Origin of the sequence: Pseudomonas matsuisoli (assembly GCF_014647635.1) — a bacterium.
In the GTDB taxonomy this organism is placed as follows: domain Bacteria; phylum Pseudomonadota; class Gammaproteobacteria; order Pseudomonadales; family Pseudomonadaceae; genus Pseudomonas_P; species Pseudomonas_P matsuisoli.
Genome location: NZ_BMPO01000005.1, coordinates 285,988 through 309,954, shown reverse-complemented (window position 1 = coordinate 309,954; position 23,967 = coordinate 285,988). Strand labels below are relative to the sequence as shown.

Sequence of the window (23,967 nt, the reverse complement as noted above, 5' to 3'; positions counted from 1 at the left end):
AAGGGACAATGCCCATAAAACGATAGGTCAAGCCCGCGTGCTGGCACAAAGCTCGGCCAGGACGCGTAAGCGGCGTTTGGGTTCGGCGACATAGGGATTCTTCGTATCCCATGCGTAGCCGGCGAGGATAGCGCTGATCATCCGGCGGATATCGTCGGTTGCGTTTTCGTAATAGATGACGTCTTGGAAACTCCCGTCGTACCAACCCTCGACGTAGGCGCGGAAGGTGTCGACACCGCGCTTCAGCGGCACCGCGAATTCGCCTTCCCAGTCAACGATTTCGCCTGATAGCTGACGGTGAAGCACGTCGGCGGCCAGGCTCGATGAGCGCATCGCGATGGTCACGCCGGACGAGAATACCGGATCGAGGAACTCCGCGGCATTGCCCAGTAATGCGAAGCCGGGACCGTGCAGCCGTTTAACGTTCGCGGAATAGCCGCCAAGCGTGCGCGCCGGCGTGTCCCATACCGCGTTCTTCAACACGCTCGACAGGCTGGGCGTTTCATCGATGAAGCTCTTCAGGCACTCGGTCAAGTCTTCTGGCCGCCCCTCGAAGCGCTCAGCTGCCGCCACGACACCTTGGGACAGCCGTCCGTCACTGAACGGAATGCTCCAGAACCAGACATCGCGCATTCGAGGATGCGTCGTGATGAGAATCTTCTCGCGATCGAAGTCGTTCGCGTCGATACGATCTTCAACGTGAGTGAACACCGCTTGGCGTACCGGGAAGCCGGACGGCGCCTCCAGATCCAGCAGGCGCGGCAGCACCCGCCCGTAGCCGCTGGCGTCTAACACGAACGCGGCGTCGACGACATAGCGGCTGCCGTCGTGGCGGCGCACCGAAAGGCGCGGGCGGTCGCCAGCCATGTCGGCCGCGATGATCTCCTCCTCATACCGTATCTCGACGCCCTGGCGCTCTGCTTCGTCGGCGAGGATCTGGTCGAAGCGCGCACGTTGAACCTGAAACGTCCAGCCCGCACTGGGGGTGAACGTCTCGCGGAAGTCGAAATGCGTGCGCTTTTCACCCCAGGCGAACGCTGCGCCATTCTTGGCCTGAAAGCCTTCGGCTCGCACCACATCGAGCATGCCGGCCTCTTCGAGAAAGTCGACACAATGCGAGAGCAAACTCTCGCCGATGGAAAAGCGGGGAAAACGCTGACGCTCCAGAATCAATACATCGTGGCCGTTTCGCTTGAGCAGCGCGGATGCGAGCGCTCCCGCCGGGCCCGCGCCAATGACCACGACTTCGCGAGATTGCATTTCAGGCGGGACCATATGACCTCCAATTGTTTAGGGTAGGGCCGCACCAGACCCCCACCAGGGAAACCGTTTTCATCGTTGGCAAGGCCAAAGCGCTCATAGGGCTCGCTTTTGCGTCTCTGCCGCCCAAGGCGCCAGCAGGAAATTGAAGATGAGCCCTAACGTGACCGTGATGCCGAAACTGCTCACGGCCGGTGTGTCCGATAGCGCCAGCAAACCAAACGACAACCAGGTGGTAATGGCGGAAAGCAGGGTGCCCAGAAGGCTTACCGGCAGGCCGCCAACACGTTCGCGCAGGAGGATGGCGTAATCCACGCCGATCGCGGTCACCAGCAGCAGCCCGAACAGACCGAACAAGGTCAGTGGCATACCCAGCCAGCCAAGGCACGCGAGGCTGCACAGTGCCGCAAGCAATGAGATGGCAACGATTCGCGCGGCGCCCTTGGGCCCGAAGGGGCGGCACAGCAAGCCGAATATCAGTGCGCAGGCCAGGAGCTTCAGTACAGCGGCGCTGCGTTGAGTGTCGCTGAACATTCCGTTGAGTTCGGCCAAGCGATCCACTGCCTGGATGCCCTCATGCGTCTTGGCGAGGTCTGCAAGACGGCTGGAATCAGTGAGCCCTTGTACGCTGATGATTGCCGCTACGCCGTTGTCGTCATGGCCCAGCCAGAGGGGGCGCCAGGGCTCTCCCAGAGGGCCGGCCAGCGCCGCATCGACCGTGACACTTGGCAGCTTCTCGATCTTTTCTGCCTCTGCTTCCAGCGCGCGAGGATCGACGCCCAGCCCCTGAAAAGGGGCTGACGCTGCGAGCAGTTCCGGCAGCGCGCTACGGACTGCGTCTTGGGCGGGAGCGGGTGCGACGAGCTGATCCAGCGACAGATAGGCGGTCATCACACCGTCTCCGACGAGCCTGTCCAGCGCGGGCCGAAGCCCCGCAAGACGTGTCAGTAACTCGGTTTCGTCCGCTGCAGTGACCAGCAGAAACTGGCTCGTCGGCTGAAAGCCGGTCACTTGAGCGACCTGAATGGCTTCAGCCTGCAGAGCGGGTGAGCGACTGATCCATTGGCGGATGTCGTCGTGCAGGCTCAGGCGTGACGCACCCAATGCGCAGAACGCCAGCAGCCCGATCAACAGAAGAGGCGTCCCCACCCGTCCTACGAACGCCACGTGCCAAGCGAGCAACCGCTCGGCCCAGCGCAGCGGTGGTGACCAGGGCTCGATCGGCTCGCGACCGATCAGCGCGGGCAGCAAGAACAGTGTGGCAAGGTAGGCACCGATCAGGCCCGCCGCCGAAAACGCGGCAACCTGCGTCAGCGCCGGCAGCGGTGTGAAGGCGAGCGCCAGGTAGCCGATCACGTTGGTGATGAGGCCCAGCGTCAGCCCTGGCCAGGTCAGACGGAGCGCGTGGCGAAGGTTCCAGGGCCGCAGTGCCCAGCTCTTCGACAGGACATGGAGCGGGTAGTCCACCGCGACACCGATCAGGCTTGCGCCCAGGACGAGCGTCAAGACATGGATAGTGCCGTACAGCGCCACGCAGGTCGTGATGCCGGTGAGCAAGCCGATAACGACGGGAACCACCGCAAGAAGCATTCGAAGCCTGCGAAAAAGCGCCCACAGCAGGGCGATGGTCGCGACGCCTGACAAACCTCCGATCAGGCTGATTTCACGGCGAGCCTGCTCCGCGCCTCCGGCGGCGTAGAGCAAGCCGCTGGCCGCGATCGCCTGGCCGCCACGCTTGCGCACCTCGGTGCGAGCTTGTTCGACGTCAGCAGCAACCTTTGCCGGCAAGTCGCCATCGAACGCGCTGCCTTGCGTCTGCGCTCGCAAGACCATCCAGCTTTGGCCATCGTGCTCTGCGATCAGGCTGCCATCCAGATCGGCGGTGACGTTGCCGGGACGAGGGAGGGATTGCTGCGCGCGAGTGGCAAAGCCGAACCAGTCCTGTTCTGGCGGAACGATGCTCACCCCGACTGGATCGAGAAGGGTGCCCACGCGTTCTTCGACAAAACGCGCGGGGGCCGATTGTATGAGCGCGCGGTCCGTAGGGCTTAGCAGCGCCAAGCGTCCATCGAGGAGTTGGCGGCGCACGGCGGGCAGGTCGGTCTCCAGGTTCCACTGGACCGTGGCAAAGCGGGCTGAATGTGCCCAGGCCTGGCCGATATCCGCAGCGAGTGCTTTAGCGATGGCCGAGTCTTCGTGGCGGATCAGCAGAACCACGTCACGGTTGACCGCTGCTTGCATACGCGCTTCCGCCCGCGCCGCCAGCGGCGTGGTACTGCTGTGAGGCAGCAATTGCAGCAGGTCGGTCGACACGGGTGCGCCAGCGCGCCATTGCCACCCGGCCAGTGCCAGCAGCGCAAGCAGCGCCGCGAGGCATGCCGCGAACGGCCAGCGCTGGCGCCGCGCCGCTTCAACGTTCGAAGTCATGCCGCTCCTGGGCTGTCAGTTGGCTATCCGGTTGGCCATCGATCAGGCGCAAGATGGTGCGGTCACCTTGCGTTTCGTCCAGCTCGATACGTTCGACGCGGCTGCTGCCGTGCAGGGTTATCGCTCGGAAAATCTGCTTGAGCAGCGTGGATTTTGGGGTCAGGACCAGTTGCCATTCGGCATCGGTACCGCTTAGTTGCAACTCGAAATCGCGTGACAACCGCGCGTGGTCCGCGCTCAGCAATGCCAGCGAGAGCTGATTTTGCCGGCCGCTGGCACCGTTGGGTTGCGTCGGCTGCCAGCTATCGTCGGTGCGCCGTTCGATGCCGTCAGGGGTGATGCGGTAGACCTGTTGCAGCGGACTTTCCAGCGCCCACAGCAATCCCTGGTCGCGTGCCAGCACGTAATGGCCGCGGCTGGTGAGGGGCTTGGCGAGCGCCCGCAGGTGTTTTTCCTGGATGAACGCGCCGCGGATGACGGCAGGCTCGCGCAGGCGTTCGGTCAGCTGCGTGAGCTCCAGTGCCTGGGCAAGCGTGGCAGGGCCGAGCAGGAGCATGGCGATCAGCAGCCGAATCACGCGCATGTCAGGGCTCGCTCCACGGCATCGGTAAAGACGGTGGGGGACGCCAACTGCATTTCCCGGCTGGCGATTTCCACTGCGACCTGCACGCTACTGCCACGGGTCATGCGTTCACCGGTGCACGCGTCCGCTATCAGGTAGTGAATTTTTAGCCGGTTTTCCCATTCGATGAGGTCGGCCCGCACGACGAGCCGCTGGCCGAAGACGGCGCCCCGTATATAGCGCAGTTGAAGGTCGATCACCGGCCAGGCATAGCCTGATTCGCGCATCTGCAGATAGTTGTGTCCGAGCGTATCCAGCAGTGCGCAGCGTCCGATTTCCAGGTACTTCACATAGTGGCCGTGCCACACGACGTCCATCGAGTCGACATCGAAAAACGGCACGACGATCTCAACTTCAGCATGCAATACACCGGTGCTACGCATGGTGGGCGTCCTTGTGGAGCGGGATGAGGTGAATGAGCGGTTCGTGGACAAGCCCGCTTCTACAGGCTGTGAAGTGCTGGCGAGGGTTCAAGAGAGCGGTGTTGGACGTACCGTTTGGGGTGAGGCGAATAACGGGATCGCGAGCAAGCTCGCTCCTACAGGGACGGAGGCGTTTCCGGAAAGCGACGCGGGCTGTGCCGCGGCAAGCGGCCATTTCGCGAGAGCAGATCAGAGTAGGGGCGTTAGCCTTTGGGCGCATACAGCCCCCAGTGCTGGCAGCGGATACGGTCCAGGCACAGACGCAGCTCGGGTTCCAGCGCTCGGTCTTCGATGACGGGGACGAAGTCGGCCTGCAACTGGTCGTGCATGGCCTGTAGCGGGGCTGGCAGATTCAGGTTGCCCGCTCGGGTTCTCAACCAAATCCCCTGATTCGCGGCAATCAGTGTAGCGGCCGCGACTTGTTCCGTGAGTTCGAGCGTGCGCAATGCATCGCGGGCGGCGATGGTGCCCATGCTGACCTTGTCCTGGTTGTGGCATTCGGTCGAGCGGGAAAAGACACTGGCGGGCATGCTGTTCTTCAGGGCCTCAGCGGTCCAGGCGCTGGCACCGATCTGTACGGCCTTGAACCCATGGTTGATCATCGCGCTGCTCGTGGGCGCGCCGGACAGGTTGCTCGGCAGCCCATGGTTGTAGCGGGTATCCACCAGCAACGCGAGTTGTCGGTCCAGAAGATCGGCAACGTTCGCCACCAGATTCTTCAACCCATCCATGGCGAAGGCGATGTGGCCACCATAGAAATGCCCACCGTGCAGGACGCGCTCGTCGTCACCGTCGATGATGGGGTTGTCATTGGCGCTGTTGAGCTCCGTTTCGATGAACTGCCGCAACCAGCCGAGGCTGTCGGCCAATACGCCCAGTACGTGCGGTGCGCAGCGGATCGAATAGCGATCCTGTAGGCGGTGCAAGGCTTGTGTCGGACCACTCACGGCAAGGTCCTGACGAATCCAGGCGGCCACTTGTGCCTGCCCCGGATGCGGTTTGGCCGCGAACAGGCGCTCATCGAAATGCTCAGGGTTGCCTTGCAGGGCGATGACGTTCAGCGCCGTGATGCGCGTCGCCAGCTTGAGCAGGTAATCGGCGCGGGCGAAGGCAATGCAGGCAAGGCCGGTCATCACGGCAGTGCCATTCATGATGGCCAGCGCTTCCTTTGGCCGCAGCGTAAGTGGCGTCCAGCCCAGGGCCTCGTGCACGGCAGCCGCTGTCTGGCGCTCGCCTTGCCACAGCACGTCGCGTTCTCCGCACAGCGTGGCGGCCACGTAGGACAAGGGCGTGAGATCGCCGCTGGCGCCCACGGAGCCTTCTTCCGGGATCAGCGGCAATACGTCCTGCTCGATGAACCCCTGCAAGCGCTCCAGCAACGCGAAGCGGACGCCAGATACGCCGTGGCTGAGCGAGCGAAGACGTGCAGCCAGCACCGCGCGTGTGGATGTCGCGTCGAGCACCTGACCGAGGCCGCACCCGTGGAAGGTGTACAGCTGGCGCGGCAGTGCGTCCACCTGATGCAGGGGCACCGCGACCACGCAGGAATCGCCGTAGCCGGTGGTCACACCATAGATCACGCCCTCCTTGTCGAGCAGCGTGTCTAGAAAGCGCGCGCCACGCGTGATTCGCGCCTGATACTCGGCATCCTTCTGCACCCGCGTCGGTGCCTGCCGGTGCGCAACGGCCATGATCGCTTCGATGGACAGGTGACCTTCACCGAAGATGACGGGATCGGTCATCGTGCTCGCTCCAAAAGGGGAAAAAGTTGAACCATTGCAAGGGGGCGTCGAGGCAACGCTGGGCAAGCCGCTCGGCGTACTGCGCGACCCATTGCCGGATGACCTGCTCGCGCGTATCGCGCTTCCATTCGATGGCATCGGCAAAACGCTCGATGTGAACGTGGTAGCGCCCCTCCTGCTTGAGGCAGAACAGCAGGTTGACGGGGCACTTCAAGAGGCCGGCGAGCATCCAGGGGCCTTGCGGAAAACGTGCTGGGTGGCTAAGAAAGTCGACTTCGGCATGACGCCCACCCCCCAGTGCCACGCGATCCCCGGCGATGGCCAGCCATTCGCCTCGTTCCAGCCGCTCCGACAGCTGCAGCATCGTGGCCGGGTTGAGTTCGCTGACCTGGATCAGCTGTACCTGGTCGGCACCGGCTTCGCCAAGGAGGCGGTTAAAGCGCTGGGCATGGCGCGTGTGCACCAGCACGTTCATCTTCACGCGTTTGCCCGCTTCGGCCAGCGCGCGACAGACATCCAGGTTGCCGAGGTGGGCCCCCACCAGCATTTGGCCGCGTTCCCCTTTCAGGCCCTGGCGGACGCCGTCGGGGTCGTGCAACACCACGTGCTCGTAGCGCAACCGACCATTCCAGGCGTCCAGTTTGTCGAGCAGGTGTTCGGCAAAGGTCATGAATTGAGTGAAAACGCGCCGGCGCGTAGGGCGCAGCTCCGGGCGACCGCTCCAACTAGCGAGGTACGTCTGGTATTGGCGTGCACAGTCTCTGGCGCGGCGGCCGAAGACATAGAAATAGAAAACGATGACATACAGCAACGGGGTCAGCGTGCGTCGCCCCAGGGTGCGCGCCAGCCATGCGGTCAGGCGCATGAGCATGAGACTGCCACGCTCGCGTTGATCGGCCCAATGATGGGATTGGCGGTCGGTCATGCGCGTGCTCGACGCCAGAGGATTCGGGGGGCATTGAGCAACATGCCGAAGAACAAACGGGCGTGCATTTTGGAAATCAGGACGTTGTCCTGCCAGAGACGAAAGTGCGAGACGCCGTCCAGAGGGTAATGAACCTTGGTTGGCAGCCATTGCATGGGTTGGTCCCGCCAAGCCAGGCGGACAAGGATCTCAGGATCGAAATCCATGCGCCGCCCGAGTCGGGCGTTGTCGATCACGGCGAGGGTCGCCTTCAGCGGGTATACCCGGAAGCCGCACATGGAATCGCGAATCGACAGGGATAGGCTGTTGATCCAAACCCAGACGTGCGTGAGGTAACGCGCATACAAGCGGCTCCGGGGGACACTGCTGTCGTAGACCGGATAGCCGCAGACCAGCGATTCGGGATGGCGTTGGGATGCATCGAGAAAGGCATCGAGGTCGTCCAAATCGTGCTGGCCGTCCGCATCGACTTGCAGCGCGTGGCTATAGCCGAGACGCGATGCTTCACGCAGGCCCGCCATGACGGCACCGCCTTTGCCCTGGTTCGCGGGCAGGCGCACGAGATGGATGCCATCCGTTTCGGCGAGGCGGTCCATCACCGCTGCACACGCGAGGTTGGACGCATCATCTACCAGCACGCAGGGCAGTCCGGCACGCTGCAAACGTTCGATGACGATGGGCAGCGCGTGCTCATGGTTGTAGACGGGGATCACCACACACGGGCTATGCATGGGCCTGCTCTAGCACGATTCGGCCGGAGGCGCAGGTGGCCTCGCCGTTGTGGAAGGTGAAGTACAGCTTGCTGCGTTCCGTGTCGAACCTCAGGGTCAGCAGAATATGATCGCCAGGTCGTACCAGCTGTTGGAACTTGAGGACTTCCAGGCCACCGAAGCGCGGTGGCAACGGCATCAGCTCGCGGGCTAGGCTCATAACCCAATCAACCTGGACGACGCCCGGCAGAATCGGTGTCGTCGCGAAGTGCCCGCTGAAATGGGCGAGATCGAGCGGTACGGCCAGGGTGACCTTCCACTCGTCGTCTTGCTGTTCGAGGGAGAGCCGTTCGGGCTGCCGGGTACGTTCGGCGGCCAGTAGCGCATCGACGTCTCGTTGCGGCAATTTGCCCTGACTATTCGATGGCAGTTGCCCCACGAGGCGCCAGCGCCGCGGCAGTGCAAGGGCTTCGCAATGTCCACTCAGGTGGCTGCGCAATGCCTCGGTCAATGCTCGCCGCCCGCCATTGCGCAAGGCCTGTAACCCCTGTTCGGAGAGGGCGACCAGAGCGCCGAGGAAGGCGCGATTGGTGTGCACGACGCCCAGGCGCGTGTCGGCGACCCAAGGATGCTGCAGCAGCGCCTGTTCGAGGCGGGGCAGCGATATGCGTTTTTCTTCGAGCTTGACGATGCGATCGAGCCGTCCCAGCAGCTCGAAGCGGCCGTCGGTGAGATGACGTACGGCATCGGCACAGGGCTCGGCGTGACCGGCAGGCAGATATGCAGACTTGATCAGGAAGCCACCGTCGCCGCTGGGCTCGATGCTGACACCTGCGAACGGCGTCCAGGGCAGCGTTCCTTCACGCCAGCCGATACCGCCGGTTTCGGAGCTTCCGTAGATTTCGCAGGCGGGCTGGCCGAAGCGACGCTGTACGTCGTTTGCGGCGCCCGCAGGCAGTGGACCGCCGGAGGAGAACACCTTGCGTACCGAACGCAGCGCCTGCCAATCGAGGTTATCGCCAAGCCGTTTGAGCAATGCCGGGCTGGTCACCCAGGCAAAGTCTTGGCGATGCCCGAGGCTGGCCTGCTGGAGGTATTCGGGATAGGGCTGAACTTCGCGCACGAACGGGCGCCCGGCGCACAGCGGCCATAACACCCGAAACAGCAGGCCGTAGATATGTTGTGCCGAAACGCTGGCGACGATGAGTGCGTCACCCAGTGCGGCACCCCACTGTTGCTCCAGCGCGGCGATCTCGTTCGCGAGCTGGTAAAGGCGTTTCTCGATGAGCTTCGGTTGCCCTGTTGAGCCCGAGGTGCTCAGGACCAGGCAAGCGTCGTAGGGGGCCAGCGGGGCAGGCGTCAATGGCGCCTGGGTCAGCCACGTATCCAAGGGCTGGTCGTCACTGATGAGGGCGTCGACTGTGTGTAGGAGGCGTGTACGGCTGTCGTCCTGCAGGTCAGCAGGCATGACGACGCGTACGCCCGCACGCCAGGCACCCAGCAGCGCGATGGCGACCGCTGCGGCGTCCGTAAGATGGAGCGCGATCTGCTGGATGTGCCGCGCTTGTAGTTCCGCCGCGAAACGCAAGGCATCGTCCACGAGCTCGCGGCGTTCGAGCGCAGGGCCGACCGCCGCTGTGCGCTCGTCCACGCCGTCGAGAAGAATGTCGCGAAGCGCGATGAATCCGCTCATGCTGCTGCTCTCACGCGCTGGCGTATCAGCCATTCCGCCAGGAACAGCGCGCCCATCAGCAGATAGGCGATCAACCCGGTGTACAGGGTCCACCACGCCAGCGGCGCCCACAGCGTCAGCCCGATGGTGATTCCAAGGTTGGCGATGAAGAACAGTACCCAGACCTCGGTGACGCGCCGCGTGTAGCGCACGGCGTGCGCCGGCAGGGCAGGCTCGCGCAGCCGCGCCATCCGCTCGACGACCGGCATGCCGATCTTCAAGCTCGAGCCGAACAGCGTGAGCAACATCAGGTTGACCAGCACGGGATACCAGCGCAGCAAATCTTCATGGTCGGCAACGCCTAGCAGCAAGCAGAACGCCAACACCGGCACGGTCATCCAGCGTTGCAGTGCGCGTGGCCCAGGGCTGATTGCGCGCAGCAGCCAAAGCGCACCGAGCAGCACTGCAAAAACCCTGGGCGAAAGGTGTTGCAGGCCGAAGTACACGGCGAACGGATAGGCGATACCTACCCCAAGCAACAGCAGGCCAATCAATCGGGTCACGCGGGGGCGACCATCCGGTGGACGGCATCGACGACATCGCCGACCGTGCGCACCGCCTTGAAATCCTCGGCGGCGATCTTCTTGCCGGTCTGGCGTTTGATGTGGTCGATCAGATCGACGGCATCGATGCTGTCGATTTCCAGGTCCTGGTAGAGATTGGCGTCCATGGTCACGCGTTCGGCGTCCAGTTCGAACAGCTCCACCAGTGCGTCGCGTAGCGTATTGAAGATTTCGTCACGGGTCTGCATGGCTATTCCTCAGGCGACCGCTTGGCGAGCACTGATGTAGGCCGCCAGGGTGGATACGTTGGTGAAGTGCACGCGCGTGTCTTTGGCATCGGCGTCGATTCGAATGCCGAAGTGCTTTTGGATGGCCAGCCCCAGTTCAAGGGCGTCGACTGAGTCGAGGCCGAGCCCTTCGCCGAACAAGGTCTGTTCGTTGCCAATGTCGGACGGACCGATGTCTTCGAGCCCGAGGGCATCAATGATCAGGTTCTTGATTTCCAAATGCAGAAGGCTCACGGGCGAGCTCCTTGATGAAATGCTGGTGTAAGTGGTCGTTGAGCTTGCGTGAGGCTATCGGCAGCGAATGGCCAGCCGTGAAGCTGTTCGGCTCGATGTCGGCACCGACGCGCAGGCAAAAGTGAAATCGGCGCGCTGGAATGCGGTACCAGGGCTCGGCCTTGGTCAGCGTCGATGGCGAAACAGTGATGACGACGGGCGTGATGACCCGTGCTCCGCGCAAGGCGATGGCGGCGGCACCGCGGTGAAAGCAGGGCGGCTGGCCAGGAGTGGTTCGCGTGCCTTCGGGAAACACGATCAATGTTTCGCCCACCTGCAAGGCGTCGGCGGCTTCGTCCAGCATGTCCATGCTGCCGCTATTGCTGATGTAACCGGCGGCGCGAATCGGGCCGCGGGTGAACGGGTTGCGCCACAGCGAGGCCTTGACCACGCAATTGGCGTCGCGAATGAGGCTTATCAGTACGACGACGTCGATCAGGGACGGATGATTCGCGATAACCATCTGACCCGGCTGGCCAAGTCGCTCCTGGCCTTGGATCTCGTAGGAGAGCACGCCGGTCCGGCTCATGAACTGGACGAATAGCCAGAACAACCGGCTGATGGTCATGCGTGCGCGGCGTCGGCGCGCCAATGCGTCACCGGGCACGACAGCCAGCAGCGGGAAGACGATCAGCCGTAAACATAGCCCGCCTACGCCGAAGACGAGGAAGCACAGCGCAGTGGCGACCAAACGCCAGGCGCGTGGCGGGCTATGGGGTTGCTTCATGCGTTGCGCTGCCACGTCCATAGATGGCCTTTACCTTGGTTTTGGCAGAAAGATGATTGGCTCGATAGCACCTGGATCAGGTTGAGTGCATGCGGCCATGTGTATGGCTCGTCATGGGTCGTGCGCGTTTGGCGAGACAGTGTCCAGTCGTGCCCTTTGCAGAGTCGAAAGGCGGTCGCATAGGAAAAAGGGACGTCATCGATCCAGTCGTCGTACACAGCGTCGGGTTGTTCTTCGGCAACGACGAGTAGCACGGCGGGTGCGCCTTCGGCCAACAACGCTTCGGCTTCGAGGGCGCCGTATTGAAGTCCGTCACCTTCGCAGGCTAGTGCGGTCATCTCGCTGTTGTCGGCGCGCAGGATGGACCACAGGCCAATGACCGCGTTATGCACGGACAGGCTGAATTGCGTCGGCGACAACGGCTCATCGCGTGCCAGGTCATTGAGAATGGAGAACGTGCGGCTGGTTTCGCCGTGGCGGGAGACATAGACGAAGGGCAGGGGCGGTTGACCCTCGGCCAGCGGCCAGGCGGCATGGAATACCATGCGGGCAAGCCTGCTTAGGCGGCGTCGCTGCATTGCAGGAAGAAAGCTGACATCCGGCTGCTCGCCCGTGCTGCTCGAGCGCTCGCGGTCGGTCTTGCTCCGATGCGCCCAATCATTCGGGCGCGCTAGCTCCGGCGCCCATGCGCGCCAGCTGTCGATATTGAATTGGATCATTGTGTAGGCAAGCCCTGGCCTGTCGAGGCGTCCTTTCGCTCTGTGCGGTGAGCGCCCGACAACTCCTATCGGCGTGCGAGAGTGACATTATCTCGGCCCGATAGTTCAGGAGCAAACATTCGTTTACATGTTCGGATAGGAGGCGCAGACCCGCTGCCTAGACGGCCACGTCTACGCGCCATCGATCCGGAGCCGAGACGCTGGTGCGTCTCGCGCGGACAATCAGCGATTCACACTCAATACAGTGCTTGGTAAAGCTTGCGGCGGTATTGAGTCACCAGCGTGTGGTCGCTGCCCAGCAGATCGAAGACCTGGAGCAATGTTTTATGCGGCAGCCCATCGCCGTAGGCGCGGTTGCGCGTGAAGAGGCTGAGGAGGCCATCGAGCGCCGCTTCGTATTGCTGGCGAGACAGTTGCTGAATGGCAAGTTGGTAATGCGCTTCGTCGTCATCGGCGTTTTGTGCGACGCGCGATTTCAAAGTCGCCACATCGGGCAGTTCGCCCGCTTGCTGCAGGAAGGTCAGTTGCGCGCGCACGGCGGCGATCGCGTGCTTATGCTCGTCACCCTTGACTGCATCCAACACCGCCTTGGCATCGTTCAGCTCGCCGCGTTCGGCAAGGCAACGGGCGTACAGGATCAGCGCTGCGGCGTTCTCGTTATCGTCGGCCAGCAGCGTCTTGAGCAGCGCTTCTGCGTCGCTCGTGCGGCCTTCATCGAAGAGGGATTGCGCGGACGTCAACGGATCTTCGGCTTCTGGAGCCGGTTCGCTGACGTGAGGCTTGAGCATTTCGCGGATGGCAGACTCGGGCTGCGCACCGGCAAAACCGTCCACGGGTTGGCCATCCTTGAACAGCACGACGGTGGGCAGGCTGCGAATGCCAAACCGCATGACCACGTCCTGTTCGACATCACAATTCACTTTCGCGAGCAGCAATTTGCCGCGAAAACTTTCGGTGATCTGTGCGAGCAACGGCATCAACGCTTTGCAAGGCGCGCACCAATCAGCCCAGAAGTCCACCAGCACGGGGGTGCTGAACGAGGCTTCGACGACACGCTGGTCGAAGTCCGCCGCGCCGGAAATGTCATAGATATAAGGCAGGTCGCTCATGGGAATCCTGTGCACGCAATGAATAGATGCCCGATAGCTTCGGGGCTCGTTGCGTTTTCTTCAAGAGGCGGGCGCGTCGGCTTGGCGCGGTAGGCCGGGTCGACGGCGATAAAGGCTGACGGTTCTGAATTCGCCCGACTCGCACAGATCGGGCAGGGTGTCGCTCTGCAACTGGCCGACGCGCACATAGTGCGGGTGGTCGAAATCCCGGATGCGCGAGTCCGCGATGATGACATCGTCCGCGTAGTCGCCGAAGCGGTCGAGAAGCGGCAGGTTGGAGCGGTCATACAAGACGTCGGCGGCGATGAGCAGGTCGTAGCGTTCGCGGGTGCTGAAAAGGTCGCTTTCATAGCGAAGCGTTACGCCGTTGAGCTCGGCATTCTCACGCGCGGCTCCTAAGGCTACCGGATCCAGGTCGCAGGCAACGACGTCACGGGCGCCGCGCTTCGCCGCCGCGATCCCTGCAATGCCGGAACCGGCCCCGAAGTCGAGCACCTTGCGCTGCCTGACCGTCTCCGGGTGAGCCGCGAGCCAGCGCGACAATGCCAGGCCACTGGCCCAGCAAAATGCCCAATACGGGGGCTCTTCGAGAATACGGCGGGTTTCTTCGGGCCCGAAGGCGCGGCGCATATTGGCCGGGTCGATCAGCCACAAATGCAGGTCCGTTTCTGGAAGAGAGGTACGAACCAGTGACGCTTCGGCTAGGCAGGCCCGAAGGGCGTCGCCTAGCGCGCGGGGTTCGGTCAAGGTGCCGGCACCAGCATGAGCGTGCCTAGACTTTGGTTGTTCGAACCGCTCACGTAGCGTTGCGGCAAGCGCTTGATGAGCATCCCTGCCTGCGTAACCCTGCCGTGCAGTTCGACGCGGCCGTTCGCCGGAAATTTTTCTGGATTGAACGGCAATTTGAAAGCGATAGGCGTCCCGGTTCCCTTCAGCTTCATCGTGGCCAGCATTTTCTGCGGGCGATGATTGTCGTCGATCTGGAGCAAGGCGAGTTCGATGTCGGATCCTGCCGGCGCGCCGTCCAGGCGGCCCGTCAGCGCATGGAAGTCAGCGGGCAATGGTGCTTCAGTGTCGATGTCGACCGTTTGCTCGGCGGCGGGCGGCGGCGCGGCGGGTTCCTGCGGCGCTTCACTGGCGCACGCCGCGAGCAGGAGCATGACGGATAGCAAGGATGAACGTTTGAGCATGATCTGACTCGCGGCATGAAAAAACGGCTACCGATATACCGCAAACCCAAGGCGATGTCTGCCGGTGTGGCGATCGTTCCTGCGCGTGTGAGTATCGGTACGTCCATCTTTGGCAAGGACGATCACCGTGCGTTCATTTCTGGGCCTGCCGCGGTATCTGGCGCTTGCTTGTGTCACCTTCGGGATGCGCTACCATGAGTGTCCCTTCCGCTGCCTGTCGCGACTGCCATGCACTGTCCGTTTTGTTCCGCCAACGATACGAAGGTCATCGACTCCCGGTTGGTCGCCGATGGCGATCAGGTCCGCCGCCGTCGGGAGTGCGTGGCCTGCGGGGAACGATTCACGACGTTCGAAACCGCTGAACTGGTGATGCCGCGTTTGATCAAACAGGACGGTAGCCGCCAGCCCTTCGACGAAGAAAAGCTGCGGGCTGGCATGTTACGCGCGTTGGAAAAGCGGCCGGTCGGTATCGAGCGGCTCGAAGAAGCGATCTCGCACATCAAGCACAAGCTTCGTGCGACGGGGGAGCGTGAAATTAAATCGATCGTTCTGGGCGAACTGGTGATGAATGAGCTGCAGAAGCTGGATGAGGTTGCCTACATCCGATTCGCGTCGGTTTATCGTCGGTTTCAGGACGTGAAGGAGTTCCGCGATGAGATCGAGCGGATGTCTAGGGAGACGACACGCGAATGAATGATCACGCCTATATGGCCCGCGCGCTGGCGCTGGCGGAGAAAGGGTTGTACTCGACGCATCCCAACCCACGTGTCGGTTGCGTGATCGTTCGCGATGGCGAGATCGTCGGCGAAGGGTGGCACGCGCGCGCGGGTGAGCCGCACGCCGAAGTGTTCGCGCTGCAACAGGCCGGCGAGCGCGCCCGTGGTGCCACGGTGTATGTATCGCTCGAGCCGTGTAGTCATCACGGCCGTACACCCCCGTGTGCCGAGGCGCTGGTGAATGCGGGCGTTGCACGCGTCGTGGCCGCCATGCGTGACCCGAACCCGCAGGTGTCTGGCCGCGGGCTGGGTCGACTGGTAGACGCGGATATCGATGTGCTTTGCGGTGTCATGGGCGATGAAGCGCGGGCGTTGAACATCGGTTTCGTCAAGCGCATGGAAACGGGCATGCCCTATGTGCGCGTGAAGATGGCGATGAGCCTGGACGGCCGCACTGCCATGGCCAATGGCGAGAGCCAGTGGATCACCGGCCCTGCGGCTCGCGCGGCCGTTCAGCGATTGCGTGCACGCTCCAGCGCGATCCTTACCGGCGCCGACACGGTGATGACGGATCGGGCACGGATGACGGTGCGACCCGACGAGCTAGGACTCGATGCGGAAACCACTGAACTGGCGACGCGGGCGCAACCGTTGCGAGTGTTGGTAGATGGCGCGTTACGGGTGCCGCTGAACGTGCCTTTCTTTCAGGCCGGGCCGGCGTTGGTGGTGTGCGCCACTCGAGGCATGCCCGAGGATTACGCCAAGCATGGCCATGAGCTATTGGAAATGCCGACAGGCGATGGCGGCGGGCGGGTGGATCTGCAAGGCCTGATTCGCTCGCTCGGTGCCTTCGGGCTCAACGACGTATTGGTCGAAGCAGGTCCGCGCTTAGCAGGTGCGTTCGCCCGGCTAGGATTGGTGGATGAGTACCAGCTGTTCGTCGCGCCGAAGTTTCTCGGGTCAGGTGCGCGCCCGCTTCTGGAACTGCCGTTGGAAAAGATGGCAGAGGCACGCGAGCTGAACATTTGCGATATACGTCCGGTTGGCACAGATTGGCTGATAACCGCAAAACCTGCGTAAACGACTGGTTAAGGATTAGGAACAACCGCGCTCTTGGCTCTTAAGTGAATCGGTGTGACGGGCGGCGTGACCTGTCACGTGGACTTTTCCCCTTACCTCCGGGTGTGTTAAAAACGCTGCCGATCACCGACCTCGGTCAGTGATCGATACGTTCTCAGGGCGGGGTGTAATTCCCCACCGGCGGTGATGATGCGCAATGCATCCAGCCCGCGAGCGCTTGCGCCAATTCTGAACGAAGGGGCAAGGTCAGCAGATCCGGTGCGACTCCGGAGCCGACGGTCATAGTCCGGATGAGAGAGAGCGGGATTTGCCTGGCACTGCAGCCTTGCGGTGCCCGTACGCATTTTTCCCTTCGATCCATCGCCCTGTTTTTATACAAAACAGGAGTGATTCCATGCATGTACTTCTCATCGAGCACCCGTTGCCTACGGAGGCGCCATGTTTACCGGTTTAATCGAAGCGATAGGCCAGGTGCGAACGCTGACGCCGAGAGGGGGTGACCTTCGCGTTCTGGTGGAGACCGGCAAACTCGATCTGTCTGACGTGAAACTCGGCGATAGCATTGCCGTGAATGGCGTCTGCCTGACGGCGGTGGAGCTACCGGGTAACGGCTTCTGGGCGGATGTCAGTCTTGAAACGATCGCGCGTAGTGCATTTGTCGATCTCAAACCTGGCGCACGCGTCAACCTCGAGAAGGCGTTGCTGCCCACCAGCCGGCTTGGCGGGCATCTGGTCAGTGGTCATGTCGACGGTGTCGGCGAGATCGTCAAACGTGCCGATAACGCTCGCGCCATTCAGTTCACCGTCCGAGCGCCCGGCGACTTGGCGCGTTACATCGCGCTGAAAGGTTCGATCACCGTCGACGGTACGAGCCTGACCGTGAATGCAGTAAATGGCGCTGAATTCGAACTGACGATCGTGCCGCATACGCTCAGCGAAACCATCATGGGCGACTACCATGCGGGGCGACGCGTGAACCTCGAGGTGGACGTGCTCGCGCGTTATATCGAGCGGTTGTTGCTCGGCGAGCGAGCGGCAGAGCCAAACACCTCAGGTATCAGCGAGCATTTCCTGGCCGAGCACGGCTACCTGAATCGCTAACACGGGCTTTCGACGCAGAAGGGCCGAGGCTATTCACCCTTAGGCTCTAAGGACACTGACGTGGCACTCAATACTATCGAAGAAATTATCGAAGACATCCGCCAAGGCAAGATGGTCATCCTCATGGATGACGAGGACCGGGAAAACGAGGGCGACCTGATCATGGCGTCCGAGTGTGTCCAGGCGGAACACATCAATTTCATGGCCAAGCATGCGCGTGGGCTCATCTGCATGCCGATGACGCGTGAGCGTTGCGAGCTCTTGCGACTGCCCTTGATGGCTCCGCGCAACGGTTCAGGGTTTGGCACCAAGTTCACCGTTTCCATCGAGGCGGCCGAGGGTGTCACCACCGGCATTTCAGCGGCGGATCGTGCCCGCACCGTGCAAGCAGCCGCGAACCGGAATGCGAAGGCTGAGGATATCGTCAGCCCAGGCCACATCTTCCCGCTGATGTCGCAGCCGGGTGGTGTGCTCGCACGCGCAGGGCACACGGAGGCAGCTTGCGACCTGGCGCGCATGGCCGGGTTCGAACCCAGCGGTGTGATCTGTGAGGTGATGAACGATGACGGCAGCATGTCTCGACGTGCAGAGCTGGAAGCGTTCGCCGAGCAGCACGGTATCAAGATCGGAACCATTGCCGACCTCATCCACTACCGCTTGATTCACGAGCGTACGGTCGAGCGTCTGAGCGAGCAGCCGATCGACACCGAATTCGGCGCATTCAACCTCGTAACCTTCCGCGATTCGGTGGAAGGTGATGTGCATATGGCGTTGACGCTTGGTGAGATTAATCCGGACACACCGGCGCTGGTTCGGGTCCATAACATGGACCCATTGCGCGATCTGCTGATGATTCGCCAAGCCGGCCGCTGGAGCTTGCGTGCCGCAATGAGTGCGGTCGCTCGCGAGGGCGCTGGCGTGGTCCTGTTGCTCGGCCATTCGCCTGAGGGCGACGAACTGCTGGCGCATATCCGAGATGTCGACGGCAACACCAAGAAGAATCCGAGCACGTACAGCACTGTAGGCGCGGGCTCGCAAATACTTCGGGATTTGGGCGTTCGTCAGATGCGTCTCATGAGCTCGCCAATGAAGTTCAATGCGATATCCGGTTTCGACCTCGAAGTTGTAGAATACCTGGCTGCCGAATGACCAGGCGTCGCCCGAAAGGGGCGCCTTGGCTAGGCTTCACCTATGCGAAAGAGCTGGCCTGCACATGGCCGGCTCCGCTCTTTAACGCGATAAGAGATCATTCATGTCCCTGAAGACCATCGAAGGTACCTTCACCGCACCGCAGGGCAAATATGCTCTCGTTGTCGGTCGTTTCAACAGCTTTGTCGTCGAAAGCCTCGTCAGTGGCGCGGTGGACGCCCTGGTTCGCCATGGCGTTCCGGAAAGTGAGATTACGGTTATCCGTGCACCAGGCGCGTTCGAGATTCCATTGGTATGCCAGAAGGTTGCACAACGCGGTGAGTTCGCTGCGATCGTTGCCCTTGGCGCCGTCATTCGTGGGGGAACACCGCATTTCGACTACGTCGCCGGCGAGTGCACCAAAGGCCTGGCGCAGGTTTCCATGGAGTTCGGCGTACCTGTCGCGTTCGGCGTGCTGACCGTCGATACCATTGAGCAAGCCATCGAGCGTTCCGGCACCAAAGCCGGTAACAAAGGCGCCGAAGCAGCGCTCTCTGCTCTTGAAATGGTCAGCCTGCTGGCTGCCCTGGAGGCCAAGTGAGCCTGAATCACGACGACAGCGCTGATCAGCCGGCCAAGCCCGCGAAGGGCAAGATCGCTCAGCGCCGGGTAGCGCGTAGCCTCGCAGCGCAGGCGCTTTACCAGTGGCAAATGGCCGGCCAGGCACTGAATGAAATCGAAGCGCAGTTCCGCGTGGACAACGATTTTTCCTCGGTCGACGGTGCCTATTTCCACGAATTGCTTCACGGCGTGCCGCGTAAGAAAACCGATATCGATGAGTTGCTGGTTCCGCTACTGGACCGTCCGCTCGAGGACATGGACCCCGTCGAGCTGGCAATCCTGCGGCTATCGACGTTCGAGTTGATGAACCGTATCGACGTGCCTTATCGGGTGGTTATCAACGAAGGCATCGAGCTGGCGAAGGTGTTCGGCGCGACCGACGGACACAAGTTCGTCAACGGCGTTCTGGATAAGCTGGCACCGCGCTTGCGCAGTGCGGAAGTACGGCCAGGTAAGGCTTAGACGCGTGGACGAGTTCGAGCTGATCGGGCGGTTTTTCGCGTCCGCAGAGTGCGCACGCCCCGATGCCGCTGTTGCGCTTGGCATTGGTGACGATTGCGCACTGCTCGAGCTTCCGGCCGATGAGCAGTTGGCCATTTCCACCGATACGCTCGTCGCTGGCGTTCATTTCCCCGAAGGCTGTGACGCCTTTCTGCTGGGTCAGCGCGCGCTCGCCGTGACGGCAAGCGATCTTGCGGGCATGGGCGCATCACCCATCGGTTTTACCCTCGCGTTAACCCTGCCGGCGCTCGACAATGCCTGGCTCGATGCCTTTGCCCGCGGCTTGGACACGATGGCCACGGGCTGCCGGTTGGTATTGCTTGGCGGCGACACCACGCGCGGCCCGTTAAGCATGACGCTTACCGTGTTTGGACGTACTCCTAAAGGCCGTGCATTGCGGCGCAATGGCGCACGGCCGGGTGACCTGCTGTGCGTGGGGGGGACATTGGGTGACGCGGCGGCGGCAGTCGATGTCGTACTGGGGCGTGAATCAGCGCCTGAACCGTTGCAAACCCGCCTGTTGCAACGTTACTGGACGCCGCAGCCGCAGCTGGCGCTGGGCGAAGCGCTCCGGGGCGTTGCCACCGCGGCACTGGATATCTCAGACGGCTTGCTGGCCGATTGCATGCACGTCGCGCGCGCCTCGGGCGTGGCACTTCGTATCGAAACCGCTCGTATTCCGGTGCCGGCCGATTTGTGCGCGTGGCGTGGTAGGTCACCCGCGCTATTGCTCGCAATGACCGGTGGCGACGACTATCGCATTGCTTTTACGTTGGCAGCCGCTGCCTTACCTACCGTTCAAGCCGCTCATCCTGAGGTCGTGGCGATCGGAATGGTCGAGGCAGGGCTTCCAGGCTTAACGTTGGTCGATGAATACGGTAGGGAAACGCAGCCTTCGCGTACGGGCTATCTGCATTTTGGAAGCGATGAACATGACTGACCCGGTACTCGACCAGGCGGCAGACCCGGCAGCGCCCTGCACGGTCTGGAACAACCCCTGGCATTTCCTGGCATTCGGCTGCGGCTCGGGCACCTTGCCAAAAGCGCCTGGAACATGGGGTTCTCTCATGGCGCTGCCATTCCTTCCGCTCCTTCAACTGCTGCCTACGTGGGGCTATGGTGTGATGCTCGTCGTCACAAGCCTCTTCGGGTTCTGGCTGTGTGGCCGCGTGGCGCGCGATCTCGGCGTGCATGACCATGAAGGTATCGTCTGGGACGAAATGGTCGGGATGTGGATCACGCTCTGGATGGTGCCTGCCGGTTGGTATTGGCTTGTGCTGGGGTTTCTGATTTTCCGCGTGCTGGACATTCTCAAGCCGTGGCCCATCAGCTGGCTCGACAAAAATGTGCATGGCGGCGTAGGCATCATGATCGACGATGTGTTGGCTGGAGTATTTGCGTGGCTGGCGTTGCAAGCCATCGTGATCGCGGTCGCATGAGCGCGTTGAAAGGCGCGCAAATGACGCGAACCGCGAGGGGCTGAGAATGCTGATCAGAGCGGTGCTGGTGTTCCTTTGCGTGGGCATGATGTTCGCTCAGGCTGACGAGCGCCTGTCCGATCCGGCGCTGCCTAGCGAAATACATCTGGTCAGCGAGCGTTGGCCTTCTTTTACTGAGGAAGACGGTAGTGGCGTCGCCTGGGAAGTGCTCCGGCTCGTGTTCGAACCCGTAGGCGTCAAGGTTCGCATGCAAACCGTCCCTTACAGTCGCTCAGTTGGACTTGTGAGGCGAGGCGAAGCGGATGCTTGGGTGGGCTCCTACGCGGGCGAGGTTGACGATATCCATTATCCGAGATGGCATTTCGATCGGGATTACGTGAGTGCATTGGGACTTGCCAGTACACCTGAACCTTCGGTCGACAGTTTGCCGAATTCGAGACTCCTGTGGATTCGCGGATACCGTTACGAACATTATTTGCCAGGGATCGAAGGCTTTCAGGAGGTCCCGCGGCGCGACAATGTCCTGCCGATGCTGGCTGCGGGTCGCGTCGATTACTTCATCGATGCCCGCGTCGACATCGATATGCTGCTCGCCAAGGCGCAGCGACAGGCGCGCTACAAGATTACGAATCTGGTGCGGTTGCCGTTGTATCTTGGTTTTGCCGAAACGCCAGGGGCGCTCGCGCTGGCTGATCTTTACGATCAGCGCATGGAGTCCTTGATCGGATCGGGCCAGCTCCGCCCGATCTATGAGAAATGGAACTGGGAATACCCGTTCGACTGAACCCTATCGGACCGGCCGGCTATTGGGCACCCGGCCGGCGTATCGTGGAGCGTGCCCTTCATCAGGAGCACCGTGGTCGGTGCGCCGCTGTTTTCGGAGTTTCTCGTGTCAGTCGTGTTCGTTGCTGCGTCCCAATTGCCGACGCCATTCGCCACCTTCACCATGCATGGCTTCTTGGATGACGCGACCGGTAAGGAGCATGTCGCGCTGACGCTGGGCGACGTTAGCGATGGCGAGCCAGTGCTGGGCCGTCTGCATTCGGAATGTCTGACTGGAGATGCGCTCTTCAGCATGCGCTGCGATTGCGGTTACCAGCTTGAAGCCGCGCTCCGCGCCATCGCAGAAGAGGGCCGCGGTGTCTTGCTGTACCTACGGCAGGAAGGTCGCGGCATCGGTTTGCTGAACAAGATTCGCGCATACGCGCTTCAGGATGGCGGCGCTGATACCGTCGAAGCGAACGAGCGTTTGGGTTTTGCGGCTGACCTTCGCGATTACGCCATCTGCAAGCCAATGCTCGACCACTTGCGGATCAATTCGCTGAAACTCATGACCAACAATCCTCGCAAGGTCAACGCCGTGGAAGGTTTCGGCGTCCGCGTCGCAGAGCGCAGGCCTTTGCAAAACGGACTCAATCCTCACAACGAACGTTATCTTGCCACGAAGGCCGGAAAGCTCGGTCACCTGCTCGGTAACCTGCATCAAGGTGAAGTCGAATAACGGGATGCCGTGAACTCACTGTTGGACAGTGACGCGTTGCCCGCCGCCAGAGGAAGTGGCTGGTCAAACGGCCACGCAAGTGGCAGATTGCAGAGATCGTAGTTAGCCGTGAGTGTCATGAACCCAGCGCATCGATTCTCCTTGGCCAGTGCCGTCATCATGGCGTTGGCTTTGATACTCGTCCCCCCGTTCAACCTGTTGCCCTGCCTGCTCGCCGGCCTGCTCGTTCACGAAGTCGTGGATAGCATGACGCCACCGCTTCAGCGTCTTTTTGCGGGCCGAACCGGGCGTGTACTCGCAGTTGGTCTGCTTAGCGTGCTGGTGATTCTCGTGCTCGCTGCCCTGTTCGCCGGGGCGTTTTCGCTGGTCCTGCACGAAGTGAACAACCCGGGACAACTGCTCGGTAAGCTCATGGGCGTCATTGACCGCGCCCGCGACCAGCTTCCGCAGAGCCTGGTGACGTATCTACCTGCCAGTGTCGACGATATCCGGACGACCATCCATGAGTGGCTAAGAGGGCATGTTGCCGAGCTGCAGCTCGTGGGTAAGGGGGCCGTGCATTTGTTCGTGACCGTGATCATCGGCATGGTGCTTGGGGCTGTCATCGCGCTGAACCATGCCCCGGATCCTGCAACGTTACGTCCGCTAGCGGGCGCAATGCTTACCCGTATCTCCCGGTTTTCCCAGGCGTTTCGCAATATCGTGTTCGCGCAGATCAAGATATCGCTGCTCAACACGATCTTTACCGCAATCTTCCTGTTGTGCGTATTGCCGCTATTGGGCGTCGATCTTCCGCTGACCAAGACACTCATCCTGGTGACGTTCGTTGCAGGGCTGCTTCCAGTGGTCGGTAACCTGATTTCGAATACCGCGATTTTCGTCGTGGGGCTTTCGGTGTCGGTGTGGGTTGCGCTCGGCGCGTTGGGTTACCTGATCCTGATCCACAAGGTCGAGTATTTCCTCAATGCGCGGATTGTCGGTGGCCAGATCAAGGCGAAGGCCTGGGAGCTGCTATTGGCGATGCTCGTGTTCGATGCTCTGTTCGGGCTGGCAGGACTGGTCGCGGCGCCAATCTTCTACGCGTATATCAAGGATGAGTTGAAGGCGCAGGGGTGGGTTTGAAGCGCGCTACGGGTGGTTTCCGCAGATTGGAACCGTGCAGGATTTCCACCCGCTGACCGCAGGTATTTGGTTAGGGATCGGTATTTTGGCGCACACCGTGCGGTGGGTTA

Annotated in this window: 27 protein-coding genes and 1 riboswitch; of the genes, 11 read left to right on the top strand and 16 right to left on the bottom strand. The window is 61.8% G+C overall.

The features are described 5' to 3' along the window. Positions 1-27: 27 nt before the first annotated feature. The 16 genes from IEY47_RS13035 to IEY47_RS12960 form a co-directional block, all read right to left on the bottom strand. Positions 28-1,275: an NAD(P)/FAD-dependent oxidoreductase gene (locus IEY47_RS13035; protein WP_188983678.1), complete on the bottom strand. Its 1,248-nt coding sequence runs from the start codon at positions 1,273-1,275 to the stop codon at positions 28-30. Positions 1,276-1,356: 81 nt separating this feature from the next. Beyond that, complete coding sequence (locus tag IEY47_RS13030; RefSeq protein ID WP_188983677.1) at positions 1,357-3,687, bottom strand: MMPL family transporter; 2,331 nt, start codon at positions 3,685-3,687, stop codon at positions 1,357-1,359. Beyond that, positions 3,671-4,270, bottom strand: a complete 600-nt coding sequence (locus IEY47_RS13025) for an outer membrane lipoprotein carrier protein LolA (protein WP_188983676.1) — start codon at positions 4,268-4,270, stop codon at positions 3,671-3,673. Before IEY47_RS13025 ends, IEY47_RS13030 begins: the two co-directional genes overlap by 17 nt. After that, positions 4,261-4,692: an acyl-CoA thioesterase gene (locus IEY47_RS13020; protein WP_188983675.1), complete on the bottom strand. Its 432-nt coding sequence runs from the start codon at positions 4,690-4,692 to the stop codon at positions 4,261-4,263. The genes IEY47_RS13025 and IEY47_RS13020 overlap by 10 nt, the downstream gene beginning before the upstream one ends. Positions 4,693-4,934: 242 nt before the next feature. Next, entirely contained in the window at positions 4,935-6,473 is a 1,539-nt protein-coding gene (locus IEY47_RS13015) for an HAL/PAL/TAL family ammonia-lyase (protein ID WP_188983674.1), read from the bottom strand. After that, positions 6,448-7,398 carry a lysophospholipid acyltransferase family protein gene (locus IEY47_RS13010; RefSeq protein ID WP_188983673.1) on the bottom strand — a complete coding sequence of 317 codons (951 nt, stop codon included), beginning with the start codon at positions 7,396-7,398 and terminating at the stop codon, positions 6,448-6,450. The genes IEY47_RS13015 and IEY47_RS13010 overlap by 26 nt, the downstream gene beginning before the upstream one ends. After that, positions 7,395-8,129 carry a glycosyltransferase family 2 protein gene (locus IEY47_RS13005; RefSeq protein ID WP_188983672.1) on the bottom strand — a complete coding sequence of 245 codons (735 nt, stop codon included), beginning with the start codon at positions 8,127-8,129 and terminating at the stop codon, positions 7,395-7,397. Before IEY47_RS13005 ends, IEY47_RS13010 begins: the two co-directional genes overlap by 4 nt. Beyond that, positions 8,122-9,801 (bottom strand): ApeI family dehydratase, encoded by a 1,680-nt coding sequence (locus IEY47_RS13000; protein WP_188983671.1) that lies wholly within the window; start codon positions 9,799-9,801, stop codon positions 8,122-8,124. The genes IEY47_RS13005 and IEY47_RS13000 overlap by 8 nt, the downstream gene beginning before the upstream one ends. After that, positions 9,798-10,343 carry a COG4648 family protein gene (locus IEY47_RS12995; protein WP_188983670.1) on the bottom strand — a complete coding sequence of 182 codons (546 nt, stop codon included), beginning with the start codon at positions 10,341-10,343 and terminating at the stop codon, positions 9,798-9,800. Before IEY47_RS12995 ends, IEY47_RS13000 begins: the two co-directional genes overlap by 4 nt. Next, complete coding sequence (locus IEY47_RS12990) at positions 10,340-10,591, bottom strand: acyl carrier protein (RefSeq protein WP_188983669.1); 252 nt, start codon at positions 10,589-10,591, stop codon at positions 10,340-10,342. The genes IEY47_RS12995 and IEY47_RS12990 overlap by 4 nt, the downstream gene beginning before the upstream one ends. 9 nt (positions 10,592-10,600) lie before the next feature. After that, positions 10,601-10,864 carry a phosphopantetheine-binding protein gene (locus IEY47_RS12985; RefSeq protein ID WP_188983668.1) on the bottom strand — a complete coding sequence of 88 codons (264 nt, stop codon included), beginning with the start codon at positions 10,862-10,864 and terminating at the stop codon, positions 10,601-10,603. Further along, positions 10,824-11,651 (bottom strand): lysophospholipid acyltransferase family protein, encoded by an 828-nt coding sequence (locus tag IEY47_RS12980; protein WP_188983667.1) that lies wholly within the window; start codon positions 11,649-11,651, stop codon positions 10,824-10,826. Before IEY47_RS12980 ends, IEY47_RS12985 begins: the two co-directional genes overlap by 41 nt. Beyond that, positions 11,627-12,349, bottom strand: a complete 723-nt coding sequence (locus IEY47_RS12975; RefSeq protein ID WP_188983666.1) for a beta-ketoacyl synthase chain length factor — start codon at positions 12,347-12,349, stop codon at positions 11,627-11,629. The genes IEY47_RS12980 and IEY47_RS12975 overlap by 25 nt, the downstream gene beginning before the upstream one ends. Positions 12,350-12,585: 236 nt before the next feature. Further along, positions 12,586-13,458, bottom strand: coding sequence for a thioredoxin (gene trxA / locus IEY47_RS12970; protein ID WP_188983665.1), 873 nt, complete (start codon positions 13,456-13,458; stop codon positions 12,586-12,588). Between the two features lie 60 nt (positions 13,459-13,518). Beyond that, positions 13,519-14,205: a class I SAM-dependent methyltransferase gene (locus IEY47_RS12965; RefSeq protein WP_373293582.1), complete on the bottom strand. Its 687-nt coding sequence runs from the start codon at positions 14,203-14,205 to the stop codon at positions 13,519-13,521. Next, positions 14,202-14,648 carry a YbaY family lipoprotein gene (locus IEY47_RS12960; protein ID WP_188983664.1) on the bottom strand — a complete coding sequence of 149 codons (447 nt, stop codon included), beginning with the start codon at positions 14,646-14,648 and terminating at the stop codon, positions 14,202-14,204. The genes IEY47_RS12965 and IEY47_RS12960 overlap by 4 nt, the downstream gene beginning before the upstream one ends. Before the next feature lie 228 nt (positions 14,649-14,876). Here IEY47_RS12960 and nrdR point away from each other — a divergent pair, with 228 nt between their 5' ends. From nrdR to IEY47_RS12905, 11 genes are all read left to right on the top strand, one after another. After that, positions 14,877-15,341, top strand: coding sequence for a transcriptional regulator NrdR (gene nrdR, locus IEY47_RS12955; protein WP_188983663.1), 465 nt, complete (start codon positions 14,877-14,879; stop codon positions 15,339-15,341). After that, on the top strand, positions 15,338-16,444 hold the full coding sequence (ribD, locus tag IEY47_RS12950; RefSeq protein ID WP_188983662.1) for a bifunctional diaminohydroxyphosphoribosylaminopyrimidine deaminase/5-amino-6-(5-phosphoribosylamino)uracil reductase RibD: 1,107 nt from the start codon (positions 15,338-15,340) through the stop codon (positions 16,442-16,444). The genes nrdR and ribD overlap by 4 nt, the downstream gene beginning before the upstream one ends. A 146-nt stretch (positions 16,445-16,590) precedes the next feature. Then, positions 16,591-16,750: riboswitch (FMN riboswitch) on the top strand. Between the two features lie 132 nt (positions 16,751-16,882). Then, positions 16,883-17,545 carry a riboflavin synthase gene (locus IEY47_RS12945; protein WP_188983661.1) on the top strand — a complete coding sequence of 221 codons (663 nt, stop codon included), beginning with the start codon at positions 16,883-16,885 and terminating at the stop codon, positions 17,543-17,545. 60 nt (positions 17,546-17,605) lie between these two features. Continuing rightward, positions 17,606-18,694 (top strand): bifunctional 3,4-dihydroxy-2-butanone-4-phosphate synthase/GTP cyclohydrolase II, encoded by a 1,089-nt coding sequence (gene ribBA, locus IEY47_RS12940; protein WP_188983660.1) that lies wholly within the window; start codon positions 17,606-17,608, stop codon positions 18,692-18,694. 103 nt (positions 18,695-18,797) lie between these two features. Then, positions 18,798-19,274, top strand: a complete 477-nt coding sequence (gene ribH, locus IEY47_RS12935; protein WP_188983659.1) for a 6,7-dimethyl-8-ribityllumazine synthase — start codon at positions 18,798-18,800, stop codon at positions 19,272-19,274. A gap of 2 nt (positions 19,275-19,276) precedes the next feature. Further along, the gene (gene nusB / locus IEY47_RS12930) at positions 19,277-19,756 is read left to right on the top strand and encodes a transcription antitermination factor NusB (RefSeq protein WP_188983748.1); all 480 of its coding nucleotides are present in this window, start codon (positions 19,277-19,279) and stop codon (positions 19,754-19,756) included. 4 nt (positions 19,757-19,760) lie between these two features. Further along, the gene (gene thiL, locus IEY47_RS12925; protein WP_188983658.1) at positions 19,761-20,735 is read left to right on the top strand and encodes a thiamine-phosphate kinase; all 975 of its coding nucleotides are present in this window, start codon (positions 19,761-19,763) and stop codon (positions 20,733-20,735) included. Then, complete coding sequence (locus IEY47_RS12920; RefSeq protein ID WP_188983657.1) at positions 20,728-21,234, top strand: phosphatidylglycerophosphatase A family protein; 507 nt, start codon at positions 20,728-20,730, stop codon at positions 21,232-21,234. The genes thiL and IEY47_RS12920 overlap by 8 nt, the downstream gene beginning before the upstream one ends. Positions 21,235-21,280: 46 nt before the next feature. Next, positions 21,281-22,018: a substrate-binding periplasmic protein gene (locus tag IEY47_RS12915; RefSeq protein WP_188983656.1), complete on the top strand. Its 738-nt coding sequence runs from the start codon at positions 21,281-21,283 to the stop codon at positions 22,016-22,018. Between the two features lie 105 nt (positions 22,019-22,123). Then, a complete protein-coding gene (gene ribA / locus IEY47_RS12910) occupies positions 22,124-22,735 on the top strand; it encodes a GTP cyclohydrolase II (protein ID WP_188983655.1) in 612 nt (203 codons plus the stop codon). Between the two features lie 108 nt (positions 22,736-22,843). Continuing rightward, positions 22,844-23,857: an AI-2E family transporter gene (locus tag IEY47_RS12905; RefSeq protein WP_373293581.1), complete on the top strand. Its 1,014-nt coding sequence runs from the start codon at positions 22,844-22,846 to the stop codon at positions 23,855-23,857. Positions 23,858-23,967 lie beyond the last annotated feature (110 nt).